General features: G+C 36.2%; 10 protein-coding genes. 4 read left to right on the forward strand and 6 right to left on the reverse strand.

Features of this window, described 5'->3' with window-relative positions; translation table 11 throughout:
* Positions 1–273: 273 nt before the first annotated feature.
* Positions 274–630 (forward strand): YgzB family protein, encoded by a 357-nt coding sequence (locus ACQVV1_RS22915; protein ID WP_063221699.1) that lies wholly within the window; start codon positions 274–276, stop codon positions 628–630.
* A 223-nt stretch (positions 631–853) separates the two neighbouring features.
* Here ACQVV1_RS22915 and perR read toward each other — a convergent pair whose 3' ends face one another.
* The 6 genes from perR to ACQVV1_RS22945 form a co-directional block, all read right to left on the reverse strand.
* Entirely contained in the window at positions 854–1,282 is a 429-nt protein-coding gene (gene perR, locus ACQVV1_RS22920) for a peroxide-responsive transcriptional repressor PerR (protein ID WP_000237831.1), read from the reverse strand.
* A 298-nt stretch (positions 1,283–1,580) separates the two neighbouring features.
* A complete protein-coding gene (gene bcp, locus ACQVV1_RS22925; protein WP_242256159.1) occupies positions 1,581–2,036 on the reverse strand; it encodes a thioredoxin-dependent thiol peroxidase in 456 nt (151 codons plus the stop codon).
* A gap of 44 nt (positions 2,037–2,080) precedes the next feature.
* Complete coding sequence (locus ACQVV1_RS22930; protein WP_000964350.1) at positions 2,081–2,485, reverse strand: potassium channel family protein; 405 nt, start codon at positions 2,483–2,485, stop codon at positions 2,081–2,083.
* Positions 2,486–2,557: 72 nt separating this feature from the next.
* Positions 2,558–3,343 (reverse strand): ABC transporter permease, encoded by a 786-nt coding sequence (locus tag ACQVV1_RS22935; protein ID WP_431169562.1) that lies wholly within the window; start codon positions 3,341–3,343, stop codon positions 2,558–2,560.
* A gap of 4 nt (positions 3,344–3,347) precedes the next feature.
* Positions 3,348–4,139 (reverse strand): ABC transporter permease, encoded by a 792-nt coding sequence (locus tag ACQVV1_RS22940; RefSeq protein ID WP_000521517.1) that lies wholly within the window; start codon positions 4,137–4,139, stop codon positions 3,348–3,350.
* On the reverse strand, positions 4,132–5,145 hold the full coding sequence (locus tag ACQVV1_RS22945) for an ABC transporter ATP-binding protein (RefSeq protein WP_063221696.1): 1,014 nt from the start codon (positions 5,143–5,145) through the stop codon (positions 4,132–4,134). Before ACQVV1_RS22945 ends, ACQVV1_RS22940 begins: the two co-directional genes overlap by 8 nt.
* 127 nt (positions 5,146–5,272) lie before the next feature.
* Here ACQVV1_RS22945 and hemL point away from each other — a divergent pair, with 127 nt between their 5' ends.
* From hemL to ACQVV1_RS22960, 3 genes are all read left to right on the forward strand, one after another.
* A complete protein-coding gene (gene hemL / locus ACQVV1_RS22950; RefSeq protein WP_242256161.1) occupies positions 5,273–6,571 on the forward strand; it encodes a glutamate-1-semialdehyde-2,1-aminomutase in 1,299 nt (432 codons plus the stop codon).
* Between the two features lie 199 nt (positions 6,572–6,770).
* Positions 6,771–11,207: a glutamate synthase-related protein gene (locus tag ACQVV1_RS22955; protein WP_242256163.1), complete on the forward strand. Its 4,437-nt coding sequence runs from the start codon at positions 6,771–6,773 to the stop codon at positions 11,205–11,207.
* A gap of 259 nt (positions 11,208–11,466) precedes the next feature.
* The gene (locus ACQVV1_RS22960) at positions 11,467–12,555 is read left to right on the forward strand and encodes an aromatic acid exporter family protein (RefSeq protein ID WP_063221693.1); all 1,089 of its coding nucleotides are present in this window, start codon (positions 11,467–11,469) and stop codon (positions 12,553–12,555) included.
* Positions 12,556–12,559 lie beyond the last annotated feature (4 nt).

Genomic DNA, 12,559 nt, shown 5'->3' on the forward strand with positions numbered 1-12,559 from the left:
TCAACTAAGTTTTTCAATTTCTTTTTTGTCGTTTTCTGCGTTTCCGCATCAGCGACGGTTATTAATATATCATGCAGTACATACAGGGTCAATACTTTTTACAAAAAAATTTCACATCCCGTTAAAACTTTAAAAACATGTTCTAAAAATTATTATAGCCTCCCTTCATTCTTCATCACACTTAGCATTTCATATCTTATCACTTTACACGCTTCTTAACGAGTGAAAATTCTAAATTTTATGTTATATTATTGTTATAGGAGTGTGGTGAGAATGGGCATTAAATATTCGAACAAAATCAATAAAATCCGAACCTTCGCATTAAGTTTAGTATTCATCGGTCTCTTCATTGCATACTTAGGTGTCTTTTTCCGCGAAAACATTATTATTATGACAACATTTATGATGGTTGGCTTTTTAGCTGTTATCGCTAGTACTGTCGTTTACTTTTGGATTGGTATGTTATCTACTAAGACTATCCAAATTATTTGTCCCAGCTGCGATAAGCCAACAAAAATGCTCGGTCGTGTCGACGCATGCATGCATTGCAATCAACCTTTAACAATGGATCGGAATCTAGAAGGAAAAGAATTTGATGAGAAATACAATAAGAAAAGCTATAAATCATAGGTATATATGGGTACAGCGAGGAAAATACAGCCTTACAAAACTAAAGAAGTTTCAACTCATTAAAAAGGTGATTTCTTAACCAAGAAATCACCTTTTAGATTTGTCCTTAATTAAGTTAGGTTCTTCACTTCACATTTTAAATCCTTCTGAACCTAACGTAATTCCCATATATAATAAAGAAAGAGGCTGACGTAAAGCCGTCAGCCTCTTTCTTTATTATATATTACGCCTTATGACACTCTGGACAAACGCCATAAATTTCTAAGCGATGACTATTAATAACGAAGCCTGTCGTTTTTGCAGCTTCCTCTTCAAGTTGTTCCAAACCTCCATAAGGAAAATCAACAATCTTACCACATTTTTCACAAATCACATGATAATGTTGACTTGTAACATAATCAAATCTACTTGAAGCGTCTCCATAAGTTAATTCTTTTACAAGTCCAACCTCTTTAAATACACGTAAGTTATTATAGACAGTTGCAACACTCATATTTGGAAACTTACCTTCTAATGCTTTATAAATGTCATCCGCTGTTGGGTGCGTCATTGATTCCACAAGGTACTCTAAAATAGCATGACGCTGTGGAGTAATGCGTACACCCGTATTTTTCAGCATTTCTAGCGCTTCTTTTAATTCTTCTTTGACCACCGTCATGCACCCCGATTCTATACGGATTATTATTTTATAATTCTTATAAAGAGTGTACTCCTTTTCTTATAAATCGTCAATATTTCTACTATAAGTATGTGGTTTATTTTTGTATATAGCCTTATTCTTATGTATCTTTCCCCATTTTTTATACAATTACATAGAAAAAAAGTGCGACATAATCGCACTTGGAATACTATCATCTGAGGAGGTATGCCCTACACTTCACTTTATGTAAGACAATAAAATATGTATAGACACTCGCCTTACTTCTATATATTTTATCTCCACAATGGATTTATTTTATATAAGAAAGAACATCTTCAATATGTCCCTTCACTTTCACTTTACGCCACTCTTTTACAAGCTCACCGGCTTTATTAATAAGGAATGTAGAGCGCTCAATTCCCATGTACTCTTTCCCAAAGTTCTTTTTCAATTTCCAAACATCGTATAATTCTGCTACTTTATGATCCTCGTCTACTAAAAGTGTAAATGGAAGTTCATGCTTCTCAATGAATTTCAAATGTCTATTTGCCGGATCCGGACTCACTCCAAGAATAACCGTGTCCTTCTCTTGAAATAATCCATAAGCATCACGGAAATCACACGCTTCAGTTGTACACCCTGGAGTCATATCTTTCGGATAAAAATATAGAACTACATTTTTCCCACGAAAATCAGCTAAGCGAACTTGTTCCCCGTTACTTCCCTCTAATGTAAATTCCGGTGCCATTTCTCCTACTGTAACCATTGTTATCACTCCTATTCTTTTCTTTTACTATAACAAATGCTATCTTATTTTTCATTGTCTATTACAGACCTCATCACGAAAGCAAACGGTAATGTATATCCAATTAGCGCTTCTCCAATTGCAATCCACCGCCCAATTCCAATCGGAGATATATCACCATATCCAACAGACAATAAAGTAACTGCGCTAAAATATAAACAAATTTCAACGAGTTGAAAAGAGTGAGCGTTCAAACTTTCTCCATCCTCTTTCAAAACTGCAAAACCCATTTCTTCTAATACAACATAACTTAATCCAAACGCAATTAGTACAGTTGTATAAATCAAAAATAATGTGGCTAGATTATACAGCGAAAAAAAACGCGTTGAATCTGAATAGGAACTCCATAACAATTGGACACTTCTCAAAATAGCAATTGCTGCAATTAATAGAATAAATCCCCATAACATGTCCTCCACCTCATTTTATATGTATGAGAAAGCCATTGGATTTATCCCTTAGAAACAAACAAGCTTCTATAATTAATTCCCAGCACCACGGTACCTTTTTACCCCTTGATTCCAAAGAGTGATTGCAATCGTAAAACACATAACACCAACGAGTGGTGTTGCAAATGCATAGCTATTCCACTCTGTTTTCCTTAAAAAGTATGCTGCTGGATACACTCCGACAAACGCAAATGGTAAAACAAATGTTAAAATGAAGCGAATCACACGATTATAAATATTAACCGGATAGCGACCATAGTTACCTATGTTATACATTAGCGGCATAATTGAACTTTTCGCATCCGACCAAAAACCAAGGCTTGCAAGCGTAACAAATATCCCTCCATATACAAGTGCGCCTCCTCCTACCATTAGTAAGAATAAGAAGAAATCATACCAGTAAAAAGATAATTGTAACTCCACTGCTGCATATCCCATTACAATCATTCCTGTAATGGCCCCAATTAAAGACTCAAGTTCCATTCTTTCTAATATAATTTGAAACAAGCTATGAATCGGTCTCGTTAATATACGATCCATTTCTCCTTTAATAATGTAACGATCATTAAAGTCCCATATGTTAAAAAAGGCTGAGAAAATGGCAAACGGCACTAAAAAGAAACCATAAATAAAGATTACTTCTTCTCTATTCCAGCCTTTTAATGCTTGTGTATGCCCAAACACAACAAGAATAAAGATTAAATTAACAGCCTGTAGTGATAAATCAGAAAGTAATCCAACGATAAAATCGCCCCGATACTCCAATTTTGTTTTTATATATTGGCTTGCATATTGCAAAAATAGTTTTATATATATCATCTCATCATCCCCCTTGTACAATTAGACGTTTTCTCGCCGTTCTCCACATGAGTACAATTGGAATAATAAGTACAATTGCCCAAATTACTTGGAATAATAATGCCTCATACAATTTACTTCCTTGTATACCTTCTGAAAAAATCATACTCGGAATATAACTAATGGCCTGAAACGGTAAAAACATCATTGCCTTTTGGGCCCATAACGGATAAAAACTAATTGGTAATAATAGACCTGAAAATAAATCAATAACAACACGTTTTGCATACATAATTCCACTATTATTAAATAGGAAGAACGTGAGCATTCCCGTCATTAAATTAATTTGTGTATTAATAATAAAACTAAATATTAAAGATAAAAAGAAATATAGCCATGTTTGAAAATTCGTTGTAATTTGCAATGAAAATAATAAGGTAACGATAACCATACCCGGGATTGAAAAGAATGCAAAACGAAATATTCCTTCACCAAGACCTTGCATAACTTTCATTCCTAAATAGTTATATGGACGAATTAGTTCTACCGCTACACGTCCTTCTTGAATCTCCATCGCAATTTCCCTATCTATATTATTAAAATAAAAGGCACGTGCCATCCACGCAATTGCGATATACGTAGTCATTTGCGAAATAGATAAACTTTCAATGTTCTCTTTTCCGCTATAAATTGCCTGCCATAAAAAATAATACGCACCGATATTAATCGTATAAATTAGAATCCCGCTATAATAGTTTGTGCGATACGCAAGCATCATTAAAAAGCGAATTCGAATCATCTCAATGTACTTACCCATGTTTAATACCTTCTTCATAAATGTTACGAATAATTTCCTCTGTAGACACTTCATTAATTTTTAAATCTTTAATTTGAAAAGCTTGTACTACTTTAGAAATAAGCATTGAAATAATAACTTCTTCATTCGGGATTTTTGCAACCCACGTGTTTTCCTCTTTCGCTTTCGACCAAACGACATGACTATCTGGCATAACCATTGATAAATCCTGATAGGAAACTGGTGCAATAAACTGAAAATGTATTTCTTTCTCTGCTCCCCACTGCGTACGAAGATTATTTAAAGAACCGTCATACATAATATTTCCTTCATCTAGCATGATAACGCGCTCACATAATGCTTCAATATCAGTAATATCATGGGTTGTTAATAAAATTGTTGTTTTATAACGTTCATTCATTTCTTTTAAAAATTCACGTATTTTCAATTTCACAAGTACATCTAGCCCAATTGTTGGTTCATCTAAAAATAATAACGGTGGATTATGAATTAATGCTGCCGCTAATTCACAACGCATTCTTTGACCTAGAGATAACTTTCGAACTGGCTTGTCTAATAAGGGACCAATATCTAACGTTTCAATTACGTGCTCCATATGTTCTTTATACTGAGCGTCTGATACACCGTACACTTTTTTTAATAAACGAAACGATTCTTGTACAGCAATATCCCACCAAAGTTGCGAGCGTTGACCGAAAACAACACCAATTGTTCTTGCAAATTCTTCTCTCTGCTTATGTGGATTCATCCCATTTACTAAAATCTCTCCTGATGTCGGAGTCAAAATCCCCGTAAGCATTTTAATTGTTGTTGATTTACCAGCACCATTCTCACCGATATAACCAACCATCTCACCTTGTTTTACAGTAAAGGATACATCATTTACTGCTGGTACTATTTTATAATTACGATTTAATAAATCGCGAAATGCACCCTTTAAACCCGGACGACTTGAATAGGCTGTAAATTCTTTACGTAACCCTTGTACCTCAATTACCGATTTCATAATCGGACCCCCTTCCTAAATGTCACAACGAATAGTTTACCCAACTGCCTTCTCTATCACAAACAATACGTCTTTTCGAAAAACATGTTAGAATAATACATAGATTTTTGTAAGGAGATGAATTGTAGTGAAATTCACAAAGTCAGAAGCATTACATAAAGAAGCTTTAGAACATATCGTTGGCGGTGTTAATAGTCCTTCTCGTTCTTTTAAAGCGGTTGGCGGCGGCGCTCCTGTTGCTATGGAACGTGGAAAAGGTGCTTATTTCTGGGATGTAGACGGAAATAAATACATCGATTATTTAGCAGCATACGGTCCTATTATTACTGGACATGCTCACCCGCACATCACAAAAGCAATTACAACAGCTGCTGAAAACGGGGTACTTTACGGAACACCAACAGCACTAGAAGTAAAATTTGCAAAAATGTTAAAAGAAGCAATGCCTGCTTTAGATAAAGTCCGCTTCGTAAACTCTGGTACTGAAGCTGTAATGACAACAATCCGTGTTGCTCGTGCTTATACAGGCCGCACAAAAATTATGAAATTTGCTGGTTGTTACCACGGTCATTCTGATTTAGTACTTGTAGCAGCTGGATCTGGTCCTTCTACACTAGGAACTCCTGACTCAGCCGGTGTACCACAAAGTATCGCTCAAGAAGTTATTACCGTTCCATTTAATAATGTAGAAACTTTAAAAGAAGCATTAGATAAATGGGGACATGAAGTAGCAGCTATTCTTGTAGAACCGATTGTTGGAAACTTCGGTATTGTAGAGCCAAAACCTGGCTTCCTTGAGAAGGTGAATGAACTTGTTCACGAAGCTGGTGCACTAGTAATTTACGATGAAGTTATTACTGCTTTCCGCTTTATGTACGGTGGTGCTCAAGATTTACTTGGCGTAACACCAGACTTAACAGCGCTTGGTAAAGTTATCGGTGGCGGACTTCCAATCGGTGCTTACGGTGGTAAGCAAGAAATTATGGAACAAGTTGCTCCACTTGGACCTGCATATCAAGCTGGTACAATGGCAGGAAATCCTGCTTCTATGGCATCTGGTATTGCTTGTCTAGAAGTTCTTCAACAAGAAGGACTTTATGAGAAATTAGATGAACTTGGTGCCATTCTTGAAAAAGGAATTTTAGAGCAAGCTACAAAACATAATATCGATATTACATTAAACCGTCTAAAAGGTGCTTTAACTGTATACTTCACAACAAATACAATTGAAGATTACGATGCAGCACAAGATACAGACGGGGAAATGTTCGGTAAATTCTTCAAGCTAATGCTCCAAGAAGGCGTTAACTTAGCACCTTCTAAATACGAGGCATGGTTCTTAACAACAGAACATACAAAAGAAGATATTGAATATACAATCGAAGCTGTAGGCCGAGCATTCGCTGCTTTAGCGGATAATAAATAATCCCGTCATTAAAAGGAAAAAAGAAAGCACATCTTTCTTTTTTCCTTTTTTCTATTTCATAAATCCCTCATTAATAGTATAATTATTCATAATTATCTGTTTTATTTTTCTTTTATATCCTTACTATCCTTGTATATAAGGCTGCTCAGGCCTTTAATAGTAAGATTATTCTAACTTTAATAAGAGGGGGGATTGACGGATGCTCAATAAAACAAATACATGGACACCGTCTTTATTTCGAGATTATAAAAATGCAGAACATGATGCGTGTGGAATCGTTTCCGTTATGGAGAAACGAAAAATTCCTACAAAAGAAAATATTGACCTTTGTATACAATCACTAGTCAAAATGAATCATCGAGCTGGTTTCATTAATGGTGAAGGAGATGGTATCGGCATTCACATTGATGTCCCAAAAGCACTTTGGAATGAGAAGCTGAAAAATAACGGATACAATCCAACGATTGTGGATCATCCCCACTTTATCGTTGGACATTTTTTTCTAAACAAAAAAGAGAATACCGTTAATCTAAAAAATCATATTCGCACACAACTAAACAACGAAAACCTTGCAATCCTTTTCGAAAGTGACGATGTAATAAATTCCGATGCACTCGGTCCACTCGGTAAACAAGAAGAACCTTTATTTTGGCAAGTTGCTCTTATCGCAGAAAATGAAGTTAAAAATATTGAGCAAACATTATTTTCTGTCACAATGAAAATAGAGGAAAACGAAGCAATTCATGTTGCTTCCTTAAGTCGTGACCATGTTGTATATAAAGTTCTAGGTGCTGGGGATACACTTGTTGCCTATTACAATGATTTACAACACCCACTTATCGCTTCAACTATGACATTAGGACATAATCGCTATTCTACTAATACATTATCTAATTTTTTTCGTGTACAACCATTTAGCGTTCTCGGACATAATGGTGAAATTAACACAATTGCAAAATTACGCGATCAAGCTGAAATGATTCATGTTCCCCTTACTGCTGGGGGCAGTGACTCCCAAGATTTAAACCGCACCTTAGAAACTCTACTTGTTCAATACGACTACAGTTTATTTGAAGCAATGGATATACTATTCCCACCAATTATTAATGAAATTAAACTTTATGAACCGCATTTACAAGATTTATATACGTATATACGTGAAGCATGGGGCCATTTTGCACAAGGTCCAGCTGGCATTATTTCACGTTACAAAGATGAAGCTGTTTTCAGCGTTGATTCCCTTGGACTGCGACCAGTATGGAAAGTGGAAACAGAAAGCTCTTATATTTTCTCTTCTGAACCTGGAGTTGTATCACCAACTGAATATGTAGCAGAACCAAAACCACTCGCTCCTGGAGAAAAGGTCGGCCTAAAGTGGAACGAACAAGATGAGCTTGTACTCTACGAATACGATGACTACCAAACTCAAGTATATAACCATTTAAAAAAACGAGTGGATGTTACCGACTATCATTTGAATTTATCTATCCCTGAAACGAAAGAAATCCAAGGTTTATGTGATTCTATGCAAGTTGAAACGAAGCAATATGTTGCTTTTGGATGGGATCGAGAACATATTCAACTTCTTGAACAGATGGCAACAAAAGGAGTTGAGCCAATTCGCTCACTTGGGCATGACTCACCACTTGCCGCACTCGATACTGATAGACGAAATATCGCTGACTTCATTAAAGAAAGTGTAGCCGTTGTTACAAATCCAGCGATTGATCGTGATCGAGAGGTCGAACACTTCTCTACTCGAACAATACTTGGAGAGCGCCCAAGTTTATTAAGCGGTGCTAAACAGCCATTTTTAGTTGAGATGCTTTCCCCAATTATTTTAGAGGGAAGTGTAGCACAGTCTATTACAGAGGAATTACAGACAATTACGTATGAACAACTTATACAGCTATTCAATACTCATAGCTCTATCGCTACAATCTCTGCTACATTCGCTCCTACCGAAACTTTACAATGCGCCTTAAATCGAATTGGTTCTGAAGCGATAACAGCGGTGAACGATGGAGCTTCCCTATTATTAATAGACGATGCCAATGCCCATCTAAATGGACGGTTATGGATTGATCCGCATTTAGTTACCGCTAAAGTACATCAAATATTAAGCGAAAATAAATTACGCCGAAACTGCTCTCTCGTAATACGTTCTGGTGCCCTTCGCTCCCTACACGATATCGTCACACTGTATGGATTAGGAGCAGATAGTATTAATCCATATTTATTATTTGCAACCGTAAATGACGGGACAAAAACACCCATTACGAATTTATATCATGCACTTAATAAAGGACTGGAAAAAGTCATTTCAACAATTGGAATTCATGAATTACGTGGTTACGGTCGCCTCTATTCTTCTATCGGATTACATGAGGAAATCGCAAATATATTACAAATCACGAATTTCTTCGGTTCAAATAATTTAGCTTTCTCGCTTGAGTCACTTGCTGAAGATGCACAAATGAGAGCGAATGATTATAACGATCCTAAAGTTAGAATACGAAAATCTTTTCATATATTCCCGCGAATTTGGAAAGCAATCGGCGATGTTGCAAAAGGAAATTCTTATGATGATTACCGTGACAAGTTAAGTGAATTAGAAGAAAATAACCCAATCGCAATTAGACACCTTATTCAAACGAAACAAACAAAACATATCATTCCAACTGAAGAAGTGTCCGTCGGCATTCAAAATCATGATTTACCATTTATTATTAGTTCCATGTCATTTGGCTCTCAAAATGAAATTGCCTTTCGTGCATATGCAGAAGCGGCCGACCAGCTAAATATGATTAGCTTGAACGGTGAAGGCGGCGAAATTAAAGATATGATTGGAAAATATCCACATACACGTGGACAACAAATTGCATCTGGGCGATTTGGCGTAAACGCCGAACTACTAAATTCATCAAACTTAATTGAAATAAAAATTGGGCAAGGCGCAAAGCCTGGTGAAGGTGGACATTTGCCAGGTTCAAAAGTAACAGCCAAAATTGCTGAAGCACGTAATGCGACAATTGGCTCTGATTTAATTTCACCTTCTAACAACCATGATATTTATTCCATTGAAGATTTAGCTCAAATGATTACAGAAATTAAAACGGCTAATCAACTTGCAAAGGTAGCTGTAAAAGTCCCTGTCGTTCCTAACATCGGAACAATTGCTGTCGGTATTGCAAAAGCTGGTGCTGATTTTATTAACATTAGCGGATTTGATGGTGGTACAGGTGCTGCACGTATTCACGCATTGCAACATGTAGGTCTTCCTGTAGAAATTGGTGTGAAAGCCGCTCACAATGCTTTATTAGAAGCAAATATGAGACATAAAGTAGAAATTTGGGCTGATGGCGGTATCCGAAGCGTTAATGATGCCTTGAAAATCATGCTCCTCGGAGCAAACCGCATTGGATTTGGTACATTATCTATGATTGCAATCGGCTGTACAACTTGCCGCGGGTGTCATCTAGATACTTGTCATGTTGGAATTGCAACACAAATTGAATCTGAAGCTCAGGCGAAAGAACACGGATTACGCCGCTTCGTCCCGCGCCAATTAGAAAGCGCCGTTGCTGGATTATTACATTTATTCACCACTTTTGGAATAGAACTAAAACGATTAACAGGAAATCTTGGTTATACAAATTTACAAGACATTGTCGGGCGTTCCGATTTACTAGAACAAGTTCGAGGCGAAAATTTATTAAACTTATGTAATTTACTACAAACGATAGAACACCCAGCTGTTACAAAAACGGAACACATGCCGGAAAAACAATTTGAAACAGTTCATTCACCTCATTCAAAAGAACTAGTAGGCGTTGGTGTAGAGCAACGTGTTATGGGTGGTCTAGAATCTTGCTATCGCGTTCGTAGTAAATTATATGAAGACACGAAGCTTGAACCACTTACATTAAAGTATACGAATGGCTCTATTCCCGGAAATGGATTAGGTGCTTACAATAGTGAAAACTTATTTATACACGTAAATGGTGGTGCACAAGATGGTATTGGTAAAACCTCCTTTGGTGGTGGTATTTATATAACGAAAGCAAAAGGGAAAGACGACATATATTATAACGGCTCTGTCGGAAAAGGTTTTGGATACGGGGCACAAAAAGGAGCGTTATACGTTCAAGGTAACGCTGATGCTCGCGCTGGTATCCGCCTCTCTGGAGCAGACATGATAATTGGAGGGCGAATGACAAAGCCACTCCGCGAAAAAGAGCAAGGGAATATAGGATCATACTCTAATATTAAAGGTTTCGCTTTTGAATATATGACAAATGGGCGAGCGCTTGTTTTAGGGGATCCTGGCCCATGGATTTGTGCTGGTATGACTGGCGGTGTTGTTTATTTACGTCATGATTCAAGCTTAGGTTTAACAGAACAGGCCTTAAAAAGAAGAATCGCAAAAGGAGCAAATGTTACGTTACAACCAATTAGTAAAAATGGTGTGCAAGATGTGACTGAGTTATTGCTAGACTATATTCGTGTATTAAATGAGCATGAGCAATACGAGGAAGTTGCTTTATTAACACCGTTACTCGATGATATGCAGTACCAGTTTTTTGAAATTATCCCGAAAAAAGAGCAGGCTGACCCATCTATCTCAACAGAATGATATAGCTAACTTTCATTTTCAAGAATAAATTGACGAAGTACACTTCTCATAGTAATCTATAGTAACAATTTGAAACCTGCTGGCATTCAGCAGGTTTTTTTACTAAAAATTGATGTTTAAAAAGAATTAGGAAAAAGTATAAAATGAATCTCAATTTCTTATTAACGTCACTAAAATATCACTTGCTAACATATTGTAATGAATGTATAGTATCATGTTGTACATTCATTATGACAAGAGAAAGGATCTTATTAAGGGTATGAAACTTGGTGCTCGCATTTTAAAAACGGGTATTGCCATCACATTAGCTTTATTTGCTTGTATTTTACTTCACTTACCGAGTCCGGTATTTGCAGGAATCTCAGCTATATTCGCTGTTCAACCGTCTGTATACCGCTCGTATTTAACTGCTCTTGAGCAAATTCAAGCAAACGTCATTGGCGCGGTATTCGCTATCGTATTTGCTACTGCTTTTGGACATAATCCTTTTATTATTGGATTAACATGTATATTAGTAATTGCGCTTACGTTACAATTACGATTAGAAAACACAATATCAATTGCTTTAGTAACAGTTATCGCCATTATGGAGTATCAGGGCGAAGATTTCTTTAGTTTTGCCTTACTTCGCTTTGCGACGATTATGATTGGAATTATTGCGGCCTCACTTGTAAATTTAGTGTTTATGCCGCCAAAATACGAAACAAAACTATATCATCGTATCGTTGATAATACAGAAGAAATTGTAAAATGGATTCGAATGAATAGCAGGCAAGCTTCTGATTTTACAACGCTAAAAACTGATATTGATCGTATGAAAGAAAAAATGATCAAACTAAACCATTACTATTTGCTGTATAAAGAAGAAAGAAGCTACACGAAAAAAGTACAGTTCGCAAAAATTCGTAAGCTCGTTTTATTCAGACAAATGTTAGCGACGACAAGCCGTGCTTTAAGTACGTTAAAATCATTACATCGTACTGAAAACGAACTGCGCTATATGCCAGAAGAATTTCAGGAATCTATCCAAAACGAACTTGATTCATTAACGCATTATCATGAACAAGTTTTATTAAAATTTATTGGTAAAGCAAAAAAACAACAATCTGTTGAAATGCTGGATGAAGTTGAAACAGGTAAACAAGAATTAATTGATATCTTTATGGATTATCAAAACAAAGACGATGAAGAAGCGTATAAAACATGGCTACATCTCTTCCCTCTTATTTCTGCCATTATTAACTATAGTGAAGAAGTAGAGCATTTAGATTTACTTGTGGATAGCTTCTACACATACCATAAACCAGAAGCAGAACTCAAAATCGACGATAAAAAAGAAGACGAATAAAAAA

Source organism: Bacillus basilensis, assembly GCF_050630465.1.
Classification (GTDB): Bacteria; Bacillota; Bacilli; order Bacillales; family Bacillaceae_G; genus Bacillus_A; species Bacillus_A basilensis.

What these genes read in the sequence shown, in the direction of transcription:
- ACQVV1_RS22955 (WP_242256163.1), top strand. Translation starts at nt 6,771, where the DNA reads ATGCTCAATAAAACAAATACATGGACACCGTCTTTATTTCGAGATTAT.
- ACQVV1_RS22945 (WP_063221696.1), bottom strand. Translation starts at nt 5,145, where the DNA reads ATGAAATCGGTAATTGAGGTACAAGGGTTACGTAAAGAATTTACAGCC.
- ACQVV1_RS22960 (WP_063221693.1), top strand. Translation starts at nt 11,467, where the DNA reads ATGAAACTTGGTGCTCGCATTTTAAAAACGGGTATTGCCATCACATTA.
- ACQVV1_RS22930 (WP_000964350.1), bottom strand. Translation starts at nt 2,485, where the DNA reads ATGTTATGGGGATTTATTCTATTAATTGCAGCAATTGCTATTTTGAGA.
- ACQVV1_RS22915 (WP_063221699.1), top strand. Translation starts at nt 274, where the DNA reads ATGGGCATTAAATATTCGAACAAAATCAATAAAATCCGAACCTTCGCA.
- ACQVV1_RS22935 (WP_431169562.1), bottom strand. Translation starts at nt 3,343, where the DNA reads ATGATATATATAAAACTATTTTTGCAATATGCAAGCCAATATATAAAA.
- ACQVV1_RS22940 (WP_000521517.1), bottom strand. Translation starts at nt 4,139, where the DNA reads ATGGGTAAGTACATTGAGATGATTCGAATTCGCTTTTTAATGATGCTT.
- bcp (WP_242256159.1), bottom strand. Translation starts at nt 2,036, where the DNA reads ATGGTTACAGTAGGAGAAATGGCACCGGAATTTACATTAGAGGGAAGT.